Origin of the sequence: Thermococcus aggregans (genome assembly GCF_024022995.1) — an archaeon.
Taxonomy (GTDB): domain Archaea; phylum Methanobacteriota_B; class Thermococci; order Thermococcales; family Thermococcaceae; genus Thermococcus_A; species Thermococcus_A aggregans.
In genome coordinates this window covers 816287-839421 of sequence record NZ_CP099582.1, presented here as the reverse complement: position 1 = coordinate 839421, position 23135 = coordinate 816287, and the positions used below count along the sequence as shown (strand labels likewise).

The following is a 23135-nucleotide window of genomic DNA, read 5'->3' as shown; positions in this document are numbered from 1 at the left end:
TCACCTCAAACATCACACCACTTACTAAAGTCAACTATCATTCTTAGCCTGGCAGTATCTACATCTATAATTGGGACTTTAGCTGGAGTTGGGACGATATTAACCATCTTCTGGAACTCCGTTTGAGCCTGCCACGTTGCGGAGTTTAGTAGGAAAACGCCCCGGTATATCTGGTAGTCCAAAACGTGGACGTGACCCATATGCACTACGTCGGGCACGCTTTCAATGACAAGTAAGTCTTCTAGATCGGGAGCTATTGGGACTTTTCCTCCAAAAGTTGGGGCTAAATGCCTTAGTTTCAAAAGCTCTACCATAGGCTTTATGGGATTGTGGTGGCTCATATTTGGAACGTAGCTAACAACGTCCTCTATTCCCCTACCATGAGCAACGAGGAACTCTCTTCCGTGCAAATCTATAACGGCTGGATTGCTTATTATGATGGCATTCTTCAGTTCGTAAAGGGGCTTTGCGTATTCTTTGTAGAATTCGGGCTGTGGAAGAGCTGTCCTTGCGGCATCGTGGTTTCCGGGCCCAATAAACATTGTTATATGCTCGGGGACGTTGGAAAGCAGGTTAGCGAGGGCTTCATATTGGTCAAAAATATCTGGTATGCTGAGTTCGTTGTATTGACCTGGATATATGCCTATTCCATCTACGACATCTCCAGCTATTATGAGGTACTTTATCCTGCTTACTATCTCCTCCTCGGCCTTTGTGTTTACATTTCCATTTAACCACTCTAAAAACTTCATGAATGCTTTCTCACAGAATTTGGTGCTCCCAACGTGAATATCGCTTATCAAAACAGCGTACACTTTCTCTTCCAGCGGTGGTTTCTCCCGTTTATACATCGGAACGTCTGGAAGGTATATGTTTTCTGCAAAGAATATTCCTCTCTTTGAGTATCTTCCCTTAAACGCCACTACGCTGTCTGGCATTATTTCAAAAGCCTTTTTGTAGTCTTCTTTGTCTCTTCCTATGAAGACTTTTATTATTCCTGTTAAGTCTTCAACTTCAAACATATAGCCGTTTCTCGTTTCTCTTTTTGAGTTTACAAGCCCTATAATCGTTACATCTCCTTCGGGATTTATGTAGCTAAGCTTTCCTATATCGATAACTCCAGAAACTTCAGGATTTTCGCGCAGTATTCTTCTAATCTTCTTAAGTCTGCTCTTGAAGTAGTTTTCATAGACCTTAACAATAATCTCTCCTTCTTTGGTGGTTCCATTTTTAGCCTTTGGAGGCTTAAGCTTGATGTTTTTCACATCGAACTTGACCTTAAAGTCTGGCTCTATTTTCTCTGCAATGAATTCAAACCCTTCTTTCGGAGAAACCTTAAAATCGACATAAACAGAGTAAGTTTTCTCTTCCTCTTCGGGTAGCTCTTCTTCACCTACGATGGGAACTCCGTACTCTTCAAAGACGACCTTTCTTTTGACTTCCCCGTTTTCTCCGTTTTCCTCGCCATTGACTTCAAAGGACTCCTCCAGTTCCTCTTCTTCCTCCAGCTCTTCGCTTTCTTCTATTTCCTCTACTAGAGACTCTTCAGAAACTTCAGCCATGACGACTTCTTGGGTTTCGGGCGTATTTTGGGGTTCCTCTATTTCTTCTACTTCTTCTATCGCTTCACTTACGGGGGTACTTACGGAGGTTGGAGTTTCTTCAACTTCCGTAGTTTCGGGAATTTCTAAAGTTTGCTCCTCTGCAGTTTTTTCTTCAGTTTTTTTGTCCATTATGAACTTCTCTAGGTGTTTTGGTTTTATTAGGATCCCTTTGGACTCTAAAAATTCCTCCGCAAGGGTTTCATCTATTATAAAAGTCCCCTTTGCCTTTGCGAATTTTATAAGCTCCGGTAGGGCAAAATCCTTGTTATAGTGCTCGGACAAGAGAAAATATGCAGGGGGAGTTATTAGATAGTTGTTTGACATCAAACCCCTCACGAATTCATCCATAGAACAACCTCCTCTGCTTAAGCATGCTAACTGATATTAACGGTCTCAATGTCTCTTCAAAGCGGTAAATGTTTTTAACTTTATAGGGTGTTATGTTGAGCCTTATCTCTTTTGTTCTTCCGTATCGACCCTTGCTGACGACCTTGGCGTTGATTATACCGAGCATATCGAGCTCATTTATCAAATCACTTATTCTCCTCTGAGTTAAGGGCTCAAGATCGAGGTAATCACAGAGGTCTTTGTAAACGGAGTAAACGTCCCCCGTATTTGCTGGTAATTCTCCGTTTTCATCGAGAAGAACTATTGCATAAAGCAGAATCTTTGAATGCAGAGGAAGGGTTTTAATAACTTCTTCCATGGTGTCCTGCTCTATTTTTTCTTGAGCTTTCCATACGTGCTTTTCAGTAACTTTTGGTGCCATTTCCCTCTCTGCAATTTCCCCGCTTACCCTTAGCAGGTCTAAAGCCCTTCTTGCGTCTCCGTGCTCTCTCGCAGCCAAAGCGGCACAGAGGGGAACAACAGCCTCATCCAATACCCCTTCGTAAAAAGCTTCTTGAGCCCTCTGCATGAGAATATCCCTCAGCTGATTGGCATCGTATGGCGGGAAAACAACTTCCTCTTCGCTTAAACTTGATAGAACTCTTGGGTCGAGATACTCTTTAAACCTCAGGTCGTTTGATATTCCTATTATGCTTACCTTTGCTTTTTTGAGTTCTGTATTTATTCTTGTCAGGGAATAAAGAATGTCATCGCCGCTCTTTTTAACCAGCTTGTCTATCTCGTCCAGAACTATTATTACAAAGCGCTCTTTCATATCCAGCACTTTCTTTAACTTTGCGTAAACTTCATCAGTGGGCCATCCTACAAGAGGAACCTCTATGCCGCTTTCTTCTTTAAAGTGGTTTACGATATTTGCTAAAACTCGATATTGGGTATCGACGATTTCACAGTTAAGATAAATAACATCCACCGGAACGTCATATTTTTGGGATATCCTCATTAAATCTTCTGTTACATACCTAACGGTTACTGTCTTTCCAGTTCCAGTCTTTCCATACACAAAGATGTTTGAAGGCGTCTCCCCCCTCAAAACGGGAACAAGTATGTGAACGAGAGTTTCTATCTGCTCCCTTCTATGGGGAAGTTCTCGGGGAGTGTAGCTGTGCCTTAAAACATCCTTGTTTTTGAAGATCCTTTGTGTATGGAGATATTTTTCAAAAAGTGATCTCAGGTTAGTCTGTCCTTCTTGTAGCATTTCCCGTTCCCTCCATTGGAAATACATTAAATTCTTGTCAATTTGATCAATTATTTATTTTTTCCTGGTTATTATAGCATAATTTGTGTCAAATGTTTGCATTATTTCTATTTTAATTCATCTAATTTTGACACCTTTTAAAAGGTCTCCACCGGAAGCAGACGATCCAGAGGAAGGCATTCCATAAATTATAGTCAGGAGTATATATGCTTTGTTGAGCAACTTTATGACTAAAATTCGAGGGGTCTTTAAAAATATTTAGACTTGGAAGTAAGTTTATAAATGAAAAAAGCTCAGCGGAGCATTCCTTCAAGATTTTGAACATATTCCGTACTTCTCTTTATGTCGGCGAAATATTGCTTCGCTTTCTCGACGTGCTCTTTTTCTACCTTCTTATCGCCAGCCAAGATGCTTGCGGGGGCTAAAAGTTGAACTGCATACCTTAGACTTGTCTTTTCTCCAAGTTCCGCTAGATACTCTACGGCATCTTCTGAAATCTCTATACCCTCTTCTCTGGCCCTTATCTTCACGATTTCCTTAATTTCCTCTTTCTTATAGGGCTCAGTGTTGATTATCAGCAATCTGTCGAGCATGTCTATTGGGATTCCGTGAGGTGATTCTAAGTCAGTTCCCCTTACCTTTGTAATGCCTCTGTTGGTTGCCAGGATAAGGATTGGAGCTAGCTCGTTTTCCATAGCCCTCGCAAGGAATGAAAACGCCTCTATATCGAGCATGTGGCATTCGTCTATGAAGAGCACTCCAGGTACAAGAATTGCTTTTCCTTCCTCTATCCACTGTTTTATGGTCTCGTCAACTTTCTCTCTTATCTCGTCCGTAATTTCAAGGCCTCCTCCAAAGAAGATGCTGAATATTCCACCAGCACGGCTGTTTACAAGGTCTAGATCATGAAGGGTTACAGTATATGTGAATTCCTTAATCTTGAGCACTGGCCCACTTGGCATTTCGGTCTTTTTCTTAAAGAATAGCCCTTCCTCTTCTTTTGTTGTTCCAAGTTTTGATATTCTACCCGTTTCTGCGTCAATTTGGATTACGTCTCCCTCTTCTACACCCATCTCTAAGAGCCGATATGCTATTTCTCTTCCAGCCCTAATGGTTTTTTCATCATCTTTGGTCTTTAGAGTAATTACAACGGATTCGGGAATTTCTATGTACGGGTTAAAGGGATGTTTAGTTTTGTTAACCTGTATTCTTTCTACTTTTCCTTCATAGACTTTTCTCTCTTCACTTATCCTTACTCCAATTGCCCTTCTCAAAGCCTGCTTTAAGAATTCGGTCTTTTTAATCTCCGCAGAATATATTTCGCTTCCAGAAATCTGAACAAAAGGCACGTCTTCTCCAAGTTCTCTTGCTATACCCATTGCAATGGCAGTTTTTCCACTTCCTGTAGGACCTGCAAGGAGAATCCCTTTGCCTGCCAACTTTCCTTTCTTTATGAGCTTGACAGCAATCCCTGCCGCCTCTCTTGCTCTTATTTGTCCTACCATTCCATCTGCAATAAATTTAGCCTTGCCGTTCTCGTCTAATCCGAGCCCCTTTATGTGAGAATGACTGCCGATTCTCTCAAATCTGTGGGTTGCAACTTCTTCAATAAGTGGCATCTCTCCGCCACCTCCAAATCCTTTAGAAACCGTTTGTAGTTAAAATGCTAAGTATTTAAAAGGTTAACGTTACAGAAATTTCCAGTGGAAAAGCACCCGATGCTTAAAAATTTTTCTTCTAAGTTTTACTACTCGCTGTGGTTTTGAGAAAAGTTTAAATAGGTCGGGGCATACACATTTAAAGGATTTTCGATTGGGGTGGGGCTATGAAGCGTCTAGGCAAGGTTTCTCACTATGCCAAACAGGGTTTCTTGATACTTCGTTCAGACTTCGTACCTATGCTAAACGATCCTGTAGTAGATAAGAATCTTCAGCTCGTTGGAACTGTTAAGGATGTTTTTGGTCCAGTTAATTATCCCTATGTTGCCGTAAAACCTCGTGTTAAAGATCCTCAGAAATATGTTGGAGAGGTTTTATACATCGATGAACGAAAGAAAAAGAAAGCCTCTTCTAAAACAGGTTCTAAAACGGGCAAAAAACATGGCAAAAAAGCCAAGAAGAAGCGCCCTGCCCCCCAGAAGAGGGGGTGAAAATTTTTGACTCAATTTGGGGGTATTAAAAGATGCCCTGTTTGTGGCTCGGAGAGCTTGATCTATGATCCAAGCAGGGCCGAGATTGTTTGTTCCGAGTGCGGATATGTTTTGGACGAAGACATTATGGATTTGGGACCAGAATGGAGGGCATTTGAGCCCGGACAAAGGGAGAAGCGCTCCAGAGTGGGGGCACCGGAAACTGTAATGCTCCATGATAAGGGGCTTTCTACAGATATAGATTGGAGAAATAAAGACATTCATGGAAGCGATATCTCTGGGGGTGTTAGAGCAAAGATATACCGTCTTAGAATGTGGCAGAGGAGAATGAGGATAAGCGATGCCATAGATAGAAATCTTGCATTCGCCTTGAGCGAACTTGATAGGATGGGTTCTCAGCTGGGGCTTCCTAGGAATATAAGGGAAATCGGGGCAGTTTTGTACAGAAAGGCTGTCATCAATAAGCTAGTTAGAGGACGATCCATAGAGGGAATGGTCTCTGCATGTCTTTATGCAGCGTGTAGGATTGCAAATGCGCCCAGAACATTAGATGAGATAGAAGATGTTTCAAAAGTTGATAAAAAGGAGATTGGACGGAGTTACAGATATCTGGCTAGGGAACTCAATCTTCGGCTACGGCCAACCAGCCCCATTGACTACGTTATGCGCTTTGGCGATCAGCTTGGAATAAATGAAAAGACAAAAAGAAGGGCCGTAAAGATATTAAAGCAGGCAATTGAAAAAGGGCTTACAAGCGGAAAAGGACCGACTGGAATAGCTGCGGCTGCTATTTATATAGCGAGCCTTCTTGAAGGAGAAAAGATGACCCAAAGGGAAGTAGCAGAAGTTGCGAGAGTGACTGAAGTTACAGTGAGGAACAGATATAAAGAACTTGTAGAAAAACTTAATATACGCATCCCCACTTAAGCTAGTGGGGGAAGATATGAAAATAGGAATACTCAGCGATACGCACTATCCTGACAAGACTTCCTATCTTCCCGATTTAATTTTTGATGTTTTTAGAAAAGAGGGAGTGGAGCTGATTATCCACGCGGGGGATTTAACTGCTCCAGAGGTTTTTGATGTCCTTAGAGAAATAGCGCCTGTGGTTGTGGCCAGAGGGAATCTCGACAAGCCAATCTTTCCAGAAGAGAAAATTCTGGGAATTGAAGACTTGAAAGTGGGAGTTATACACGGTCATCAATTTCTTAGCATGGATGAGCAGACCCTCAAATACAAAGCCCTTGATATGGGAGTTGATCTGCTAATTTTTGGCCATACGCACAGGTTCTTTTACAAAAGCTACGAGTACATGGGAAAAAGAATACACCTCCTTAACCCTGGCTCCCCAACGGTTCCAAGAATGAGCGATCCAACTTTCCTTGTTGGCAAAGTGACTGGAGAACGCTTCAAATTTGACATCTACAAGCCTTGGGAAACACAGTGGAAATATCCGTAATAGAAAAGACAAAAGAAGGAAAAGGCTTTCAAGCCTTGATAGCGAGCTTAATGTCTTCGGCTTTGACGGTCTTTCTGCCTGCGTGTCTGGCGAACTCAACGGCCTTCTTTCCGATTTCAACTGCGTATTCTTCAAGGTACTCGGCGAGTATCTTTGCTGCTTCTTCACTTACTCTCTCAGCACCGGCCTTTCTAATCAACCTGTCAATTGGGGCAATTGGCAACTCAGCCATTCACAACACCTCCTTGGGAAATTCTTCATTCTTATTTTTTGAATTAAAGGTATATAAACCTTTCGATAAAAGCGGCCATTTTGACCCTTTTCATCCCCAATTTTCTTATAAGTAACTGGGAACTATTTAGGGGGGAAGTTACATGACCCATCTTTGGAAATTGTTTTTCTCTATAGATGATCAGCGAAATTTGGGGGCTTACCCAGGTGGTGGGGGGTATGTGCCCAAACCGCTTACAAAAATTTTTTGATTATTCGTCTGGAAACATACTTTGTTTTAATTTTTTGGCCGATAAAAGATATACCTTCACTTTTTGATACCTCACTTCTTTGGCACTTATTAGCAGTCCTATCCATAAGAAATATAAAGACCTACCACCAAAAGGTAACTTAGTCAAGAATGTTTTTTGGGGTGAAAAGTATGGGATTGTTTGACAAGATTATCAAGAAAGAGGAAACAAAGGAACCAAAAAAGGAACTTGGGGGAGGAAGGAAGAAAGATATCAGACGTGAAATTGATGTTGTCCCTTTAGAAGAAGATGTTCTAGCGAAGACAATTGTTGAGCCAGAGGTTAGATATGTTAAGAAGATTGTTGTCACCAGTTACAGCGATTTGGAGAAGATTTCCGAAGAAATACAAGCAGGTAACATTATTATTGCTGATTTAACGCCTTTAGAATCAAAACCCGATGTCCTTGCTAAAGTTGTTGAACAGATAAAGGGCATTACACAGGCATTGGGAGGGGAGACTGCAAAAATAGCAAAACACGAGATTAAGATTCTCATTACTCCTTCGGACATTAAAATATACAAGGGTTGAAAAGTTTCTTTTGACCTTACCTTTATAAATCCCTCCTTCTTTTTAGTCTTGGTGAGTTGAAATGAGTGAGATACAGGAGGTTAGGCTTGGCAACTGTCCAATATGTGGGGGGAAGAACACGTTAAAAGCCCTTAATCATATTCATGAAATTCCATATTTTGGTAAGGTAATGGAATCCACAATAATATGTGAGAAGTGTGGGTACAGAAATGCTGATGTTATGATACTCGAGGAGAGAGAGCCCAAACTCTACACCGTTAGGGTAGAGGAGGAGAAAGACCTTTTCACGAGAGTTGTGAGGAGTAAAAGTGGCACCATTGAGCTTGAGGAAATTGGAGTTAAGATAGAACCCGGGCCAGCTAGCCAAGGCTTTGTAACGAATATAGAGGGCGTGCTCGAAAGAACAAGAGAAACACTTTTGATGGCCAGGAACTTTAAAGTTCAGGAAAATGAGGAAGAAAGTGTAAAGAAAATTGATGAAATATTGGCTTATATCAAGGAAGTCAAGGAGGGCAAAAAACCCTTAACAGTGAAAATTATGGATCCATTTGGAAACAGTGCGTTAATAGGAGAGAAAGTTAAGAGCAGGCTCCTTACAAAAGAAGAAATCAAAAAACTCAGCACAGGGCCTTACGTGGTATACTACCCCGAGGAAGAAACCGAATGAAAAACATTTAGATAAAGCGGGCCTCTCTAGTGGTAAGGTCTTCAAGGAGGCTCTTAACCCAAGGCTTCCTTGTCTTACTTGAAAGGTGGATTATACCTTCAACGTGGACTCCATAGAGCTCTTTCATTTTTTCTCTTGTCAGTGGCTCTCTAAAGAGAAACGGCTTTTCTATGGTAAAGGCGTAGCCGTATTCTTTTATGTACTGCTTGAGCCATTGTTTACCTGCCTCTTCACCGTAGACAAAGCTAAGTCCGCTTGTGTCCTTCGTTAGCTCCCAAAGTGTTTCAAAATCTGCTTTGATGACTTCTCCGACTTCAAATCCCCCAACTATGCTTCCCCTTTTAGTCAAAACCTGCTCCTCGGTTAAGCCGAGCTTTCCTAAAGTTCTCCTTAAAACACTTAGGTCTCCTCTCGCAATGTACAGAAAAACAGTATCCCCCTCCCTAAATACCGGAGCTTTCCTTATTTCGTGATACTTAAGCCCTCTAAATATCAACTCTCCGTAAACTTGATGGAGAGCTATTACATGCTTCACGCTCTCACCGATTCAAGAAGTCCATATATGAATTATAAATGTTTGGTTTCCAGTGATGCCCTTATTATATCACTCACGACCCCAGAGGCGGTCTCTTTTACTCCTGCCCCAGCACCCTTGATAACAAGCTCTCCAAGTAAATCGCTCTCTATTAGGGCAACGTTTGAAGTGCCTTTAACGGCAAGTGGGTGGTTTGTGGGCAATTTTATGGGTCTTACCTCTACTTTTCCATTCTCTACGAGGGTAACAAGCCTCGTAACAGTTCCTTTTTTGATGTTTTCTTGGATTTCTTTTTCTGAGATCCTCTCTATGCCCTCTATGGAAGCTTTTTTGAAATCAAAGGGATGGAAAGCTATGTTGTGTAAAATAACACCTTTATAGCCAGCGTCAATTCCACCGATATCGTTTGATGGATCTCTCTCGGCTATTCCGAGCTCTTGGGCTTTTTTAAGGGCTTCTTCAAAGCTCATGCCTTCTTCCATGCAGTTTAAGATAAATGTTGTTGTACCGTTAAGCACGCCCCAAATCCTTTCTACGGAATCAGCAAAGAGAGCATTTCTTAGGAGGCTTATTATCGGCGTCCCTGCCATCACGGTAGCTTCAAAGAGATAGGGCACGTTCTTTTTATATGCCGTTTCGAGAAGTTCTCTATATCTAAAAACCACAGGTGGCTTGTTTGAAGTTACAACGGCTTTTCCATTGTTCAATGCTTTTAAATGCCAGTCTGCTGCATTTTTATCGTTGGTAACATCAACTATTACGTCGCTCTCTACTTCCTCAACTACATCGGGGGGCTTTAAATCGTAGATATCATATTCGCTTCCCCAGAATTTAAGCGAACCAAAACTTCTCTTAATTTCTAGGGCTTCTTTTAGGTCTATGCCTTCGGGATCCCATATAGTGGCTGTGGAATCGGTAATGCTCACTACTTTGATATCAAGGCCATATTTCTCTTTGAAGTACTGGTTCTTATTGAGGATTACCTCTGCAACGCCTTTTCCGACGTTACCAAAACCAATAAGAGAAAGGGAGACTTCCTTCATGGCTTTTTCACGATTACCTTTATGATGTCAATGTCCCTAATCAGCCCTATTATTTCCCCTTCTCCTTTTACTACAGGTAGCTGCTCTATGTGTTCCCTTGTCATTATGTTTGCGACCTCATAAACGCTCATATGGGGGGTTGCGAGCTTTAGGTCAGTTGTCATGATTTCTTCAACTGGCTTCTTGGGTAGTTGAAGCTCTGCCTTTTCAAATAGAAGCACCGGGTGGCTTTCTAATATCCACTCTTCTTCGCTGGAAGCGGCTAACTCTGCACTTTTCATGACCCTTACAACCTCGCTATCTTTGAGAATGTCTGTCTCGTCGACGATGCCTATGAGGTTCCCATCATCATCTATTACAGGCAGAGCCATGGAATTTGAGAGGAGCAGTGCCTTTAATGCAGCCTTTAGAGGTGTTCCCCTCCACACGACACTTACATATCTTTGATAATATGGCTCAATTTCTACCTCTTTCATTTTCTCGTTCTTGGAGAGATACCTTCTTATTATATCGCCTACCGTTAAAATACCCACAACGCGATTCTGTTCATCTACTACAACTACACGCCTGTAGTCGTGTTCAAGCATTAGCTTAACTGCTTTTTTCAAAGTATCATTGGGATGCACGACTGGAACATCTCTCTTAACGAGCATTGCAAGCTGGTCTTCATCAGGGTGCAAAAGAACGCTTTTTATACTAACTATACCAACAAGCTCTTTCGTGCCTTTTTTTACTACCGGAAAAGACCTAACTTTATATTTTTTAAAAAGATCGAGTGCATAACTTCTGGTTGCTGGAAGCTCGATTACCACTGGGTCTGGGGTCATGATGCTTTTAACTTTCATTTTTCATCACCGCTTTTATGTAGGAAGCTTTTTCACTATTTAAGTTTTTCACTTGAGGAAGTGTCTGAATATTGCACTCCTGAAGGACGCATTGCTCATAGTTTTTGCATCTTTTGGTCACTCTATGCTGTGATCATAGATACGAAGATAGGGATTGTAGAGAGGTTAATTTTGCGTTTGCCTAAGTAGTGCTTCTATATCTTCCTCTTCTAGTCCCTTTTCCCTTAAGTAATCATTCCATTTCTTGGCGTATTCAAGAAATATTTCTCTTTCAGTCTTAGCGTATAGCCAGACAAGAAGGTTTATGTGGAGCCGGTGGTAATCCTCACGTGCTGGGGAACTGTTTACCGCATAAAGACTCCAGCTCCCAGTGTCGCAGTCTGGAAGAGCTTTCTCAACGCTTTCCACGCCTTTCCAAAAGAGTTCCTCTGCTCTCTCATCTTCTGTAAAGTTGTAATATAGCCACAATCCCTTTAGGGTTATTATATGTCCGTTGAGTATAAGGAAGTCTCGCTTGCAGGGGTACTCAAGAAACCAGAGCCCATAGCTCGTGTTCTCGACGAAACCTTTTTCCTCTGCGGGCATATAGAAAGAGTTGAAGATAAGTTGAGCTACTTGGAGGTATGAACGGTTTCCTGTCTCGTTATAAAGCCACGCATAAAGGCCAGCAAGCATTCCTTGAGAAAATGAGGATATCCATGGAATGTATGAAGACCCCCCAGGGGGAGAGAAGTAGACTTTGAACAAGCCGACTGTTAAGTTGTTTGTCTCCTCGACCTCCATTAGGGGAAGCATCTCTTTTAGAATAGCCTCTGCGTCCTCATTCATGCCTCTCTTTAAGTAAAAGTATGCCCAATTGGTTGCCGTGACAGGATAATACTGGAAGCCTCTTCCTTTATAGTACACAAAGGGCAACCTGCTCGTGAAATTAGGACATTCGACATAGGGTATTCCTTCGTGAGGTCTTTTTTCCGAGAACGAGATTACGTAGTAGCTCTTTTCTGGGGGTTCCCTCTTGGAGAAATAGCACTCATTTGCCTTCAAAGTTATCTCAAGTATCTTAAGCTCTGAATCTGTTAGGTCTCGTTCCCGGGCTATTTTCGCGAAGACATGAACGGTATAACCTGCGTCCGGAAAGCTTTGGGAGATGTTCTTGTTCTTTGATAGCAGAACTTTCAAAAAGGGATATTTTGTAGCAAGAAGCATGTAGTCATCCAGTTTTGTGTAATTGCTGGATTCTCTTTCTGGAGTTGTATTTGTTAGAGTAGGATTCAATTCATGTTTAACTTGTGTGATAGCCCAAGCTCCAAGGGGGATAACGATTATTAACACCGCAAAGAGTCCAATTATGCGCCTCGTACAACCCACCGTTTAAAAATGTGTCTTGGAGAATTAAAAAATTTGTGATAAGTTATGAGTTGTTGCATTGTTTGATATGTTATCATAATTGTCTCCGAATTGTTATATTGTTATATGGTAAGAATGCTTTAATTTGGTAATATCGCTCAGCTACCGTAAACTTTATAAACCGAATATTGGGAGTTGTTAGTGGTACGGCGGTCATAGCGGCGGGGCCACACCCGGACTCGTTTCGACCCCGGAAGTTAAGCCCGCCAGCGATCCCGGGTGTACTGCCCTCCGAGAGGGGGCGGGAAACCGGGGACGCCGCCGGCCACTCAAATGCCCGGGTGGTGTAGCCAGGCCCATCATGCGGGACTGTCACTCCCGCGACTCGGGTTCAAATCCCGACCCGGGCGCCAAAACGTCTTTTAACGTTTCTATAACTTTAGAGCTCTCCGAAGTTCATCTAAATCTACCTTTGCCGTCATGTCAATGTTTATTGGGGTTACGCTAACTTTTCTTTCAACTTTAACTGCATACATATCCGTTCCCGGTTCCAATTCCTCTTTAGGGCATTGAGTTCCGACTATCCAGTAATAGGGATTACCTTTTGGGTCTATCCGCTCTTCGATTGACGGTTTGTACATTCTCTTTGCCAAGCGAGTAAAGGCTATTTCCGTTTTTTCATTTGCATCGCAGGGGACGTTAACATTCAGCATATCTACTCCTTTTGGAAGACCGTTCTCCAAAACTGCTGTTGCAACCTTCTTTAAGAAGTATTTTGCAGCAGAGAATTCTATTTCATCTCCCTCTCCCAATTTGTGTTTTTCTCTGCTTACTTCCAGGCTTATGGCAATGCTTGGAATTTCTTGGGTGGCAGCTTCTATTGCAGCGCTTGCAGTTCCGGAAACTGTTATCTCGGTACTCATGTTTTCCCCCAAGTTTATGCCGCTTATCGCAAGGTCGAATTTCCCAAATCTAGCCATGGCAAAGATAACACAGTCAACAGGCATTCCATCCAATGCATAGGCCGCTTTTGTCCCTTCCATTTTTACTCTTTTAGCTCTCAAAGGTCTGTGAATGGTCATTGCCCTTCCACTCGCACTTCGCTGGAACATTGGAGCGACTACGTAAACATCGCCTAATCCTTGAAGAGCCTCTACAGCAGCTTTTATTCCCTTCGAGTGGATTCCATCGTCATTTGTTACGAGTATCTTCACCATATCACTTCTCACCAGTTTCGGATTTTTCAGGAAGGGAAAGGTATGCAACTACCTCCAATATTTTCCCAACAAGAATTATGAGCATCCCCAGTCCAAAGGCAATTATCAAGATTGCCCCTATAAAGTACAGAGAGCCCACTGTTCTAAAAACATCAATACCACTTTCAGCTGCAATTGCTTCATAGCTCTTTTTGAGGTAGTAGGAGCCGAGAACAAGGAGAACCCATGCCAAGAATGCTCCCACCAAAATACTGCCAATTACATGTCTTACTGCCCAGAATGCCTCATCCATAGCCCTTAGCGGCATTCCTTTAAGCACTGCAACCCCGATTCCAAATAAAACAGCGATCATAAGTACAAGAAATGCTCCAAAACGCAGTATAAATGCCACAAGGTAGCTTTTGAAAATATCTTCTCTTTCAAATGCAGTTGAAATCTCCTTTACGGCAAATAGTATCATTACAAGGCCTGTTATCATGAGTAAACTTCCAATCCTTGGTACAAAACCTCCCAGAAGAGAGAGTATCGCTCCTATACTCCCATAACTCTTGGCTTCCTTTAAGCTCATGGTTTTCACCTAACCTTTTTTGGTTTCGTCGTATATGAATATTTCCATCAAACTTAAAAAGCCCTTCTCTAAGCTCTGATAGGTGAGAATTAATGACGTTTTGGACAAACGAAGACAACGTTGCCGGGAAAAGAGGGACTGCTCTTTACGTTATCCTGCCTACAATCGGATGTTATAGGTATAGAATCGGGGAAGCATGTTACATGTGTTCCTATCCTATGGAAGCCCCCAAAGCCTCTTGGAGTCAAGAAGAGCTTATAGAGTACTTTAAGAAAGCTCTCAAAAAAATTGAGAATAAAAAAGACCCAATAGCGGTTAGGATTTTCACATCTGGGAGTTTCTTTGATGACGGCGAGCTAAAAAGCGAGACCAGAAAGAGAATCTTTTCGATACTTGCGGAGATGGATAACGTTGAGGAGATAGTCGTTGAGAGCAGGTCGGAGCTCGTGAGAAGAGATGCAGTCAAAGAGCTCGTTGAAATTATTGAGGGAAAATATTTCGAAGTAGCCATAGGTCTGGAGACGGCAAATGACGACGTTGCAGACATAAGCATAAATAAGGGGAACACGTTTGAAGATTTTATTCGAGCCAGTGAGATAATTAAGGAGGCTGGAGCTAACGTTAAGACATATTTGCTCTTTAAGCCGATTTTTTTGAGCGAGAGGGATGCCATTGAAGATGTAAAGGAGAGCATAAAAAAAGCTGCCCCTTACACGGATACGTTTTCCATAAACGTGACCAACATTCAGAAGGGAACGACCTATGAGCGGTTGTGGGAAAAGGGGGAGTACAGAACACCTTGGCTTTGGAGTGTTGTTGAAATCCTAAAGTGGGCAAAGGAAAACTTTCCAGAGAAGAGGATATTGAGCGATCCCGTTGGTGCTGGATCAAAAAGAGGGCCTCACAACTGTGGTGAATGTGACAAGGCTGTTGCCAGAGCAATTAGAGAATTCTCAAACACACAAAATCTAGAATTTCTCAAGAAAGTTAAGCATGACTGCTTGGGGGAATGGGATTACATAGTTTCTGAGGGGATACTTGACTGGCAGCTTCAACTTTGGTGAGCATTTTTACAAATTTTTACAAATGTAAATCATACATTCAAAAACTCTAAAATAAGGGGAAGCATTTAATGTTTATTTCTGTACAATAGAGGCACGTTTGTTAGATATTTGCTCAAAAAAAGCAACCTACGGATCAAGCTTCTTCATAGATGAGAAAATTTTCGAAAACTTTAAATGCTTTACATACGTAAAAACAGTTAGCAGATCGTAGGTGATGATTATGGCAGACGTAGAAGTCAAAAAAGATAACTATCTGGTCATCGGAAAAACTGAAACAGTTGAGATAAGCGTGGACACTTTCCTGTGCAAAGGATGCGGCATTTGTGTTGAACTGTGCCCAAGGAAGGTTTTCGAGTGGAGTAGGGAACTTAGTGAAAAAGGCGTCCATTACCCGATTCCAGTGCATGCTGACAAGTGCGTAAAGTGTAAGCTTTGTGAGCTCCTCTGCCCGGATTTTGCAATAGCGGTCAAGTGGTGATAAGATGATAATCCGCGGGGACGAGCCCGAACAAATAGGGCTCTTAAGAAAGCTTTATCCAGAGGGAAACTACTTCATGCAGGGCGATGAAGCCATAGCTTATGGCGCTCTTTTCGCTGGCTGCAGATTTTATGCTGGCTATCCAATAACACCTGCAAGCGAAATTGCCGAAACAATGGCGAGGGAGCTTCCAAAGCTTAAAGGATATTACATTCAGATGGAGGACGAGATAGGGAGCCTTGCTGCCGTTGTTGGAGCATCTTGGACTGGACTTAAGAGCATGACTGCCACATCTGGTCCAGGTTTTAGCTTGATGCAGGAAAACCTCGGGTATGCGATAATGACAGAAACTCCTCTGGTTTTGGTTGATGTTCAAAGAAGCGGTCCATCAACTGGTCAAGCTACAAAAGGTGCCCAAGGGGATTTCTTCCAAGCAAGATGGGGAACCCATGGCGATCATCCGATAATTGCAATCTCCCCAACGAGTGTAGAAGACAGCTTCTGGGAAACTATAAGAGCCTTCAACTTGAGTGAAAAATTTAGAATACCAGTGATTCTTCTTGCCGATGGAATAATAGGGCATACGAGAGAACAGATAAGAATTCCAGATCCGGAAGAAGTTGAGCTTGTTTATAGGAAGCTTCCGGCCAATGAAGAGGAAGCGAAATACCCATTTGGAGACGTTCATGGCGACTTAATACCTCCGATGCCCCTCTTTGGCAACGGCTACTTTACTCACGTTACCGGCTCTACACACAAAGAAAACGGTTTGAGAGATGTTTACACACCAGAAGTTCACGACCGCTTGGTTAGGAGGCTCCATAAAAAGATAGAAGTTCATGAAAAAGAAATTCAAAAGTGGGAGGAATACTACACCGATGATGCTGAGATTTTGCTTGTGAGCTGGGGAGTCAGTGCAAGGCCATCGCTTGGAGCGGTAATAGAGGCTAGGAAGAGAGGAATAAAAGCCGGGCTTATTGTTCCAAAGACAGTCCATCCGTTTCCAGGAAAGAGAATTAAAGAACTCTCTAAGAATGCCCACGTAATTCTCGTGCCTGAAATGAACCTTGGTCAGATGATACTCGAAGTCCAACGCTTTGTAAGGGATGAAGTACCACTCATCGGTGTGAACAAGATAGGCGGAGTTCCATTGACAGTGGAGGAGATTTTAAAAGAAATAGAAAGCTCAGCCGAGCGTTCTCGTCATCGTTCGGCGGATTAGATATTCATCATCGCTGATTAAAGTTGACGTGGTTGGATATTTAAAGGTGATGTGTATGGCAAAACAGATTTACACGAAGTATAAGATGGCTAAGTACCTCCGAAAGGAGGCGCTTCCAACTGCACTTTGTCCCGGGTGTGGCGGCGGGACTGTGTTAAATGCCTTTGCAAACGCCATAGATCAGCTGAAAATAGACCCGCGTGACTTAGTTGTTGTGAGTGGGATAGGATGTTCAGCGTGGATAGCTTCACCTTACTTTCTAGCAGATACACTTCACACCACCCATGGGAGGGCAATAGCGTTTGCAACGGGTGTTAAGGTCGGCTTACCGGATAAGAAAGTAGTTGTCATAAGTGGAGATGGAGATCTGGCTGGAATTGGGGGGAATCATCTTATCCATGCCGCAAGAAGAAACATCGACATCACAGTGATTCTGGTTAACAACTTTATATACGGAATGACCGGCGGGCAAGTAGCTCCTACGACTCCTTTTGGTGCAATTACAACCACAACGCCTTATAGAAACATTGAACATCCATTGAACATCTCTGAAACCGTTGCCTCTGCTGGAGCTTCCTACGTTGCCAGATGGACTACATTTCACGTTTATCAGCTCATAGAGAGCATAAAGAAAGCATTGAGCGTTAAAGGGTTCTCACTTGTGGAAGTTGTTTCTCAATGTCCCGTGCAATTCGGAAGGAGAAACAAGATGAAGACTCCAGCTGAAATGCTCCGCTGGTTTTCAAAGAATTCAGTACCTCTCAGCAAAGCTAAGAACATGTCCCCAGAAGAGCTTGAAGGCAAGATTATCATTGGAGAATTCGTGAATAGGGAGAAGCCAGAGTTTGCCGAGGAGCTTAACAAGCTTATTGATGAAGTTGCCCAACACTACGCCTTGGGTGGGGAAGATGCAGATTAGGTTAGCTGGCATTGGAGGACAGGGGGTTGTTCTTGCGGGAATAATTCTTGGAGAAGCAGCTGCTATAGAGGGGCTTAACGTTGTCCAAACCCAAGATTACGGTTCTCAGAGCAGGGGAGGACATTCAATAGCTGATCTTATAATTTCAAAGGAGCCAATCTACGATTTAATTGTCACAAAAGCTGATGTCCTTGTTGCCCTTGCTCAACTTGGCTACGACTCTACAAAAGACTCTCTTCGCGAGGGTGGGCTTTTGATAATTGACACTGACCTCGTGAAACCCGATAGGGAGTATATAGGGGCACCGTTTACGAGACTTGCCGAAGAAAAAACGGGCCTGGCTTTGACAGTTAACATGGTTGCTCTTGGATATTTGGTTGCAAAAACAAACATCGTGAAGAAAGAGAGCGTTGAGAAGGCCATAAGGAGAAGGGTTCCCAAAGGGACTGAGGAGATAAACCTGAAGGCTTTTAGGATAGGTTATGAGGAGGGATTGAAATGAAATATCCGTTTCCTGTAGGTCAAGTCGATTTCATTCAAGGAGATGAAGCTATAGCAAGGGCTGCTATCTTGGCTGGCTGCAGATTTTATGCTGGCTATCCAATAACACCTGCAAGCGAAATTTTTGAGGCAATGTCCCTTTACATGCCCCTTGTTGATGGAGTTTCAATCCAAATGGAAGACGAAATAGCAAGTTTGGCTGCAGTAATAGGTGCTTCTTGGACCGGTGCCAAGGCAATGACCGCAACTTCTGGCCCAGGCTTTAGTTTGATGATGGAGAACCTTGGATACGCCATAATGACGGAAACTCCTTTGGTTTTAGTAAATGTCCAAAGAAGCGGTCCTTCAACAGGCCAACCTACTCTGGCAGCTCAGGGAGATGCAATGCAGGCTATATGGGGCACTCATGGCGATCACAGCTTGATAGTTCTAACCCCAGCAACGGTTCAAGAGGCCTTTGACATGACAATAAGGGCGTTTAACCTTGCGGAAAAGTACAGAACTCCAGTTATACTTCTTACTGATGCTGAAGTGGGACATATGAGGGAGAGAGTCTACGCTCCACATCCAGATGAGCTTGAGCTTGTTTATAGGAAGCTTCCGGTTAATGATGAAGAAGCGAAATACCCATTTGGAGACGTTCACGGTGACCTAGTTCCTCCAATGCCAATCTTTGGGAAAGGATACAGAACATATGTTACCGGCTTAACGCATGACGAAAGAGGAAGGCCTAGAACAGTTGATGCCGAGGTTCATGAAAGGCTCATAAAGCGCATAGTTGCCAAGATAGAGAACAACAAGAAGGATATCTTTGATTACGAAACTTACGAACTGGATGATGCAGAAATAGTCCTGGTAAGCTTTGGAATTGTGGCGAGATCTGCTATGAGAGCTGTAAAAGAACTCCGCAAGGAGGGGATAAAAGCTGGACTGCTCAAGCTTAATGTCGTCTGGCCTTTCGACTTCGAACTTATAGAAAAAATCGCAGAAAATGCAGAAAGAATGTATGTAGCAGAGATGAACCTTGGACAAGTATATCACCTCATCAAGGAGGGCGCCAATGGAAAGGCCGAAGTTGATCTCATAAGCAAGATAGGCGGCGAAGTTCACACCCCCGGAGAGATAGTGGAGAGGATTAAGAATGATTTGAGGTGAGCGGCATGTATCTAAAACCCAGCTATGAAATTAGGGACAAATACCTTAGGAAAGATATGCTCCCTACGATATTCTGCCCCGGATGTGGAATCGGGGCGGTCTTACAGTATACCCTTAGAGCCATTGATGATCTCGGCTTAACCCAAGACGAAATAGTGTGGGTAAGCGGTATAGGGTGCTCTTCGAGGGTTCCCGGTTACGTAAACTTTGATGGTCTTCACACGACACACGGGAGGGCATTGGCTTTTGCAACTGGAATCAAAATGGCAAACCCGAATCTCAAGATAATAGCTTTCATGGGCGACGGTGACGCTGCTGCTATAGGAGGGAACCATTTAATCCATGCCATAAGGAGAAACCTTGACGTCACAGTAATTCTCATCAACAACTTCACGTACGGGATGACTGGTGGCCAAGTTGCCCCGACAACACCCAAGGGGCTTAAGGGGACAACTGCCCCATACGGAAGCTTCGAAAATCCATTTGACATTGCTGAGTTGGCAGTTGCCGCTGGAGCAAACTACGTTGCAAGGTGGAGCGTCTTTAATTACCTCCAAGGCATAAACAGCATAAAGAAAGCTCTGCAGAAGAGGGGCTTCAGCCTGGTGGAGTTCTTGTCTCCTTGTCCGATAAGCTTTGGAAGAAGGAACCGGCTTAAAACTAGTCCCGAGATTATAAGATGGTACCAGAAGATTACCGTACCCATAAGCAAGGCCAAGAACATGTCTCCAGAAGAGCTTGAGGGCAAAATCGTCATTGGAGAATTTGTCGACCGGGATAGGCCGAGCTTAGTAGAAGAATACGAAGCATACAAGAAGAGGGCAAAGAAAATGATGGGGTGGGAAGAATGAGGAAAGAAGTCCTAATAGGTGGCTTTGGTGGTCAGGGTGTTATCTTAGCGAGCGTCATTCTTGGAAGGGCAGCAGCTGTTTACGAGGGCCTTCACGCGGTTCAGACTCAAGCCTATGGGCCGGAATCGAGAGGAGGAGCCAGCAGGGCTGAAGTTGTCATAAGTGATGAGCCCATAGACTATCCCAAGGCATTAGCTCCAGATTATGCAGTTTTGCTCTCCCAGCAGGCTTATGAGAAGTACCTCCCCCTCGTGAAAAATGGCGGTCTTGTTATAGTCGAAAAAGATTTAGTTCCTAAGAGGAACGAGGAGCTTGAGAAAAACTTCAAGGTTTTTGCAGTTCCTCTAACGGAGATAGCGGAAGAAACCACGGGGCTTAGCTTAACGATGAACATCCTAACTCTCGGGCTATTGGTTAAGCTTACAGGCATTGTGAGTGAGGATTCAATAGAAAAGGCTGTCCTTGATTCGGTTCCTAAAGGAACGGAGAACATAAACCTAAAAGCCCTTAAAAAGGGATTTGAACTCGGCGAAAAGCTCCTCAAGGGAGAGATTTGACTCCATTCATTCCTTTCTTTATTGTTTTTAAACACTAAAATTCAAGCTGGAATGCAATTTTACTGTATCTGTTATACCAAATCCAAAAATGGCAATACTTATTTATAGAAGCCCGTAACTTTTCTTGGTATGTTGATAAACAAAACGAAAAGCAGAACCTGGAATGGAAGGGTCAAGGTTGCGGATACTTTCTTTAAGAGATTTAGGGGGTTAATGCTAAAACCCACCATAGATTATGCTCTTGTGTTTATCTTACCCAGGGAAACGAGAATTAACGCCTCAATTCACATGTTTTTCATGCTTCAGAGCATAGACGTCATCTTTCTGAATTCTTCCAGAGAGGTCGTTGATCTAAAAAGGGCTCACCCGTGGAGAATTTACGTGCCGAAGGAAAGTGCTAGATACATAATTGAAGCTCCTTTAGGTGTGATCGATCATCTGAGGGTCGAAATCGGGGATGAAATTGACTGGGAAGTTGAAGAGGATAAAAAAGCGATTCCCTCTCCCGTTGAGGCCCTAAACAAGCTAAATATAAAGAGCTCAAACAGCACGATAAGCCTTGCAGAACCCAAACCAAAGCTCAAGGGGGAATAATATGGAAAAAACAATTATTAACTGCATAAAAAACAAAATCAAAGGGGATCCCGAGCTTATGAGTGAGTTATATTCTCTGATTCTCTATGGATCAGCCGTGAGAGGAGATTTTATCGAAGGAGTGAGCGACATTGACTTTTTCGCCGTCTTGAAAGGCAATGATGAGATTCTATCCTCTTTGAGAAGAATTTTGGAAGATTGTACCAAAAATACGGGTGCTGTCGAAGTTGACTTAGCATGGGAGTTTCTTGAGAATCTGGATGACCCACTCAACAAGGGAGTCCCCTTCAAATTTTTAACAGTTTATCAGGAGGATTTCTTGAAAAATCATGTGGTCATCTATGGAGAAGACATAACGGAAATTCTCCCCAAATATAAATTCGAGGAGCTTATCAAATGGAGAGTTACGAGACTCCTCAAGCTAAGCGATGTAAATAGGGGGAACCTAAAAATGCTTCATATAACTGCAGGAGAAGTTGCTAGACTGCTCGCTCTCCTTAATGGTGCGAAAACTCTAAAAAAGGAAGATATCCTTGAGGTGCTTCAAAAAATTAAAGATGAAGATGCGCTTTCTATCTATACCTCTTACCTTAACAAGAGGAACATGTCGTTTGATGAAGAGTTTCTGAGAAGCTTCATTGCTACACGGTGCAACAAAATTTTGAAAAGACTTGAACTCAAAACACAACAAAGTCAATTGCAATGTTGAACTGATACGGAGCGTATGGTCTTACTTTTCTTTTTTCGAGAACCTTGATGTCCCTCCCCAGTTCTTTGGCTACTTCCTTTATCTTTTTCAGGTGCTCATCAAAGAGGTTGTTTTCGTGCGAAAATCCGTAGTAGTGGACAACTCCCCCCGTTTTAACGCTTATCATTGCTTCCTTTAGGAATTCGTGGGCAAACTTTGGGAGGTTCATTATCACTCTGTCTGCCTTTATTTGGCCAGCTACTTTCCTCACATCTCCGAGAATCGGGACAATGTTTTCAACTTTGTTCAGCTTCTTATTTTCTTCTAAGTATTTTATAGCCCACGGATTTATGTCGCATGCAAAGACTGTCTTCACTTTCTTTGCCAAGAGGATTGAATATGGCCCAACCCCAGCAAACATGTCAAAAACAACCTCTCCTTCTTTAGCTTTCTTGAAAACTCTCATTCTTTCAGTTGCCAGCCTTGGTGAAAAGTAAACCTTCGCAACATCGAGTTTTAGCCTTATTCCATTTTCTCTGTGGATTGTCTCTGTTCTTTTTTCACCAGCGAGGTGAATGAGCTCCCTTACTCTGTATTCCCCTGAAACTTTGCTTCTCTTGGCGAATACGGTTTTTATATGCTTGTGTGCTTTCAATATTGCTTCTCCGATGTTCTTCCCATATGGTATGAGTTCCTCCGGGAGCTCTATTATGGCTATATCCCCTATTATATCAAAGGACGATGGAAGAAGAGGTCTGAGTTCGGATGGAATATCAACGACTTCTCTATAACTATGGGGCCGTCTTTTGGCTCTTTCAAAGGTCTCTTCAACAATTTCAAAACCTTCAACTTTTTCTTTCACCGGGAATATTACGAATTCTCCATTGTGCTTGACCCTTAAATCAGTAGCCAGTATGCCAAGTTCAATGAGCTTTTTTCTGACTTTTTCAGCATCCCTTCTTGGAACTTTGACCCCTAGCATCTTCATAGCCGAACTCCCCATGAAGTTCTTTAAGAG

26 protein-coding genes, 1 tRNA gene and 1 rRNA gene are annotated in these 23135 nt (G+C 42.8%); 17 read left to right on the top strand and 11 right to left on the bottom strand.

The window, feature by feature from the left end; all coding sequences use genetic code 11:
• Positions 1–5 precede the first annotated feature (5 nt).
• From NF865_RS04805 to NF865_RS04795, 3 genes are all read right to left on the bottom strand, one after another.
• Complete coding sequence (locus NF865_RS04805; protein WP_253305433.1) at positions 6–1952, bottom strand: DNA-directed DNA polymerase II small subunit; 1947 nt, start codon at positions 1950–1952, stop codon at positions 6–8.
• Positions 1945–3207 carry an ORC1-type DNA replication protein gene (locus NF865_RS04800; protein ID WP_253305552.1) on the bottom strand — a complete coding sequence of 421 codons (1263 nt, stop codon included), beginning with the start codon at positions 3205–3207 and terminating at the stop codon, positions 1945–1947. Before NF865_RS04800 ends, NF865_RS04805 begins: the two co-directional genes overlap by 8 nt.
• Before the next feature lie 293 nt (positions 3208–3500).
• Positions 3501–4826 carry a RuvB-like helicase gene (locus NF865_RS04795; RefSeq protein ID WP_253305432.1) on the bottom strand — a complete coding sequence of 442 codons (1326 nt, stop codon included), beginning with the start codon at positions 4824–4826 and terminating at the stop codon, positions 3501–3503.
• A 206-nt stretch (positions 4827–5032) separates the two neighbouring features.
• On the opposite strand from NF865_RS04795, the gene NF865_RS04790 reads away from it, so the two are divergent.
• Genes NF865_RS04790 through NF865_RS04780 form a run of 3 tightly spaced genes read left to right on the top strand, consistent with a single transcriptional unit; the run spans position 5033 to position 6815 of the window.
• On the top strand, positions 5033–5356 hold the full coding sequence (locus tag NF865_RS04790) for a Gar1/Naf1 family protein (RefSeq protein WP_253305431.1): 324 nt from the start codon (positions 5033–5035) through the stop codon (positions 5354–5356).
• Positions 5357–5362: 6 nt separating this feature from the next.
• A complete protein-coding gene (locus NF865_RS04785) occupies positions 5363–6283 on the top strand; it encodes a transcription initiation factor IIB (protein WP_253305430.1) in 921 nt (306 codons plus the stop codon).
• Positions 6284–6299: 16 nt separating this feature from the next.
• Positions 6300–6815 (top strand): metallophosphoesterase, encoded by a 516-nt coding sequence (locus tag NF865_RS04780; RefSeq protein WP_253305429.1) that lies wholly within the window; start codon positions 6300–6302, stop codon positions 6813–6815.
• A 28-nt stretch (positions 6816–6843) separates the two neighbouring features.
• Here NF865_RS04780 and hpkA read toward each other — a convergent pair whose 3' ends face one another.
• Positions 6844–7047 (bottom strand): archaeal histone HpkA, encoded by a 204-nt coding sequence (gene hpkA, locus NF865_RS04775; protein WP_253305428.1) that lies wholly within the window; start codon positions 7045–7047, stop codon positions 6844–6846.
• Positions 7048–7467: 420 nt separating this feature from the next.
• Here hpkA and NF865_RS04770 point away from each other — a divergent pair, with 420 nt between their 5' ends.
• Positions 7468–7866, top strand: coding sequence for a cell division protein SepF (locus NF865_RS04770; RefSeq protein ID WP_253305427.1), 399 nt, complete (start codon positions 7468–7470; stop codon positions 7864–7866).
• 61 nt (positions 7867–7927) lie between these two features.
• The gene (locus NF865_RS04765) at positions 7928–8533 is read left to right on the top strand and encodes a ZPR1 zinc finger domain-containing protein (RefSeq protein ID WP_253305426.1); all 606 of its coding nucleotides are present in this window, start codon (positions 7928–7930) and stop codon (positions 8531–8533) included.
• A gap of 7 nt (positions 8534–8540) precedes the next feature.
• On the opposite strand, the gene NF865_RS04760 is transcribed toward NF865_RS04765, so the two are convergent.
• From NF865_RS04760 to NF865_RS04745, 4 genes are all read right to left on the bottom strand, one after another.
• Positions 8541–9068, bottom strand: a complete 528-nt coding sequence (locus NF865_RS04760) for an ASCH domain-containing protein (protein ID WP_253305425.1) — start codon at positions 9066–9068, stop codon at positions 8541–8543.
• 32 nt (positions 9069–9100) lie between these two features.
• Positions 9101–10111 (bottom strand): homoserine dehydrogenase, encoded by a 1011-nt coding sequence (locus NF865_RS04755; RefSeq protein ID WP_253305424.1) that lies wholly within the window; start codon positions 10109–10111, stop codon positions 9101–9103.
• Complete coding sequence (gene hhpR, locus NF865_RS04750; RefSeq protein ID WP_253305423.1) at positions 10108–10956, bottom strand: CBS domain-containing high hydrostatic pressure regulator HhpR; 849 nt, start codon at positions 10954–10956, stop codon at positions 10108–10110. Before hhpR ends, NF865_RS04755 begins: the two co-directional genes overlap by 4 nt.
• Before the next feature lie 165 nt (positions 10957–11121).
• A complete protein-coding gene (locus NF865_RS04745) occupies positions 11122–12324 on the bottom strand; it encodes a D-glucuronyl C5-epimerase family protein (protein WP_253305422.1) in 1203 nt (400 codons plus the stop codon).
• 184 nt (positions 12325–12508) lie between these two features.
• Between NF865_RS04745 and rrf the strand changes: the two genes are divergently transcribed.
• Both rrf and NF865_RS04735 read left to right on the top strand, forming a co-directional pair.
• Positions 12509–12630 (top strand): 5S ribosomal RNA (gene rrf / locus NF865_RS04740).
• Positions 12631–12638: 8 nt separating this feature from the next.
• Positions 12639–12716: transfer RNA gene (locus NF865_RS04735), tRNA-Asp, on the top strand.
• An 18-nt stretch (positions 12717–12734) separates the two neighbouring features.
• Here NF865_RS04735 and surE read toward each other — a convergent pair.
• Positions 12735–13520, bottom strand: coding sequence for a 5'/3'-nucleotidase SurE (gene surE, locus NF865_RS04730; RefSeq protein ID WP_253305421.1), 786 nt, complete (start codon positions 13518–13520; stop codon positions 12735–12737).
• A gap of 1 nt (position 13521) precedes the next feature.
• Positions 13522–14088, bottom strand: coding sequence for a DUF996 domain-containing protein (locus NF865_RS04725; protein ID WP_253305420.1), 567 nt, complete (start codon positions 14086–14088; stop codon positions 13522–13524).
• A gap of 92 nt (positions 14089–14180) precedes the next feature.
• On the opposite strand from NF865_RS04725, the gene NF865_RS04720 reads away from it, so the two are divergent.
• The 10 genes from NF865_RS04720 (at position 14181) to NF865_RS04675 (ending at position 22138) form a co-directional block, all read left to right on the top strand.
• Positions 14181–15152: an archaeosine biosynthesis radical SAM protein RaSEA gene (locus tag NF865_RS04720; protein ID WP_253305419.1), complete on the top strand. Its 972-nt coding sequence runs from the start codon at positions 14181–14183 to the stop codon at positions 15150–15152.
• 220 nt (positions 15153–15372) lie between these two features.
• Positions 15373–15630 carry a 2-oxoglutarate ferredoxin oxidoreductase subunit delta gene (locus tag NF865_RS04715; RefSeq protein WP_253305418.1) on the top strand — a complete coding sequence of 86 codons (258 nt, stop codon included), beginning with the start codon at positions 15373–15375 and terminating at the stop codon, positions 15628–15630.
• Positions 15631–15634: 4 nt separating this feature from the next.
• Positions 15635–16852: a 2-oxoacid:acceptor oxidoreductase subunit alpha gene (locus NF865_RS04710; RefSeq protein WP_253305417.1), complete on the top strand. Its 1218-nt coding sequence runs from the start codon at positions 15635–15637 to the stop codon at positions 16850–16852.
• Between the two features lie 55 nt (positions 16853–16907).
• The gene (locus NF865_RS04705; RefSeq protein ID WP_253305416.1) at positions 16908–17771 is read left to right on the top strand and encodes a 2-oxoacid:ferredoxin oxidoreductase subunit beta; all 864 of its coding nucleotides are present in this window, start codon (positions 16908–16910) and stop codon (positions 17769–17771) included.
• Positions 17761–18273, top strand: a complete 513-nt coding sequence (locus tag NF865_RS04700) for a 2-oxoacid:ferredoxin oxidoreductase subunit gamma (protein WP_253305415.1) — start codon at positions 17761–17763, stop codon at positions 18271–18273. The genes NF865_RS04705 and NF865_RS04700 overlap by 11 nt, the downstream gene beginning before the upstream one ends.
• Positions 18270–19427: a 2-oxoacid:acceptor oxidoreductase subunit alpha gene (locus tag NF865_RS04695; RefSeq protein ID WP_253305414.1), complete on the top strand. Its 1158-nt coding sequence runs from the start codon at positions 18270–18272 to the stop codon at positions 19425–19427. Before NF865_RS04700 ends, NF865_RS04695 begins: the two co-directional genes overlap by 4 nt.
• 5 nt (positions 19428–19432) lie before the next feature.
• Entirely contained in the window at positions 19433–20278 is an 846-nt protein-coding gene (locus NF865_RS04690; protein WP_253305413.1) for a 2-oxoacid:ferredoxin oxidoreductase subunit beta, read from the top strand.
• A complete protein-coding gene (locus tag NF865_RS04685) occupies positions 20275–20835 on the top strand; it encodes a 2-oxoacid:ferredoxin oxidoreductase subunit gamma (RefSeq protein WP_253305412.1) in 561 nt (186 codons plus the stop codon). The genes NF865_RS04690 and NF865_RS04685 overlap by 4 nt, the downstream gene beginning before the upstream one ends.
• Before the next feature lie 129 nt (positions 20836–20964).
• A complete protein-coding gene (locus tag NF865_RS04680) occupies positions 20965–21429 on the top strand; it encodes a DUF192 domain-containing protein (RefSeq protein WP_253305411.1) in 465 nt (154 codons plus the stop codon).
• Position 21430: 1 nt separating this feature from the next.
• A complete protein-coding gene (locus tag NF865_RS04675) occupies positions 21431–22138 on the top strand; it encodes a nucleotidyltransferase domain-containing protein (protein ID WP_253305410.1) in 708 nt (235 codons plus the stop codon).
• On the opposite strand, the gene trm5b is transcribed toward NF865_RS04675, so the two are convergent.
• Positions 22107–23099, bottom strand: coding sequence for a tRNA (guanine(37)-N1)-methyltransferase Trm5b (gene trm5b / locus NF865_RS04670; RefSeq protein WP_253305551.1), 993 nt, complete (start codon positions 23097–23099; stop codon positions 22107–22109). The two genes, NF865_RS04675 and trm5b, sit on opposite strands and share 32 nt — an antisense overlap.
• Positions 23100–23135: the final 36 nt, after the last annotated feature.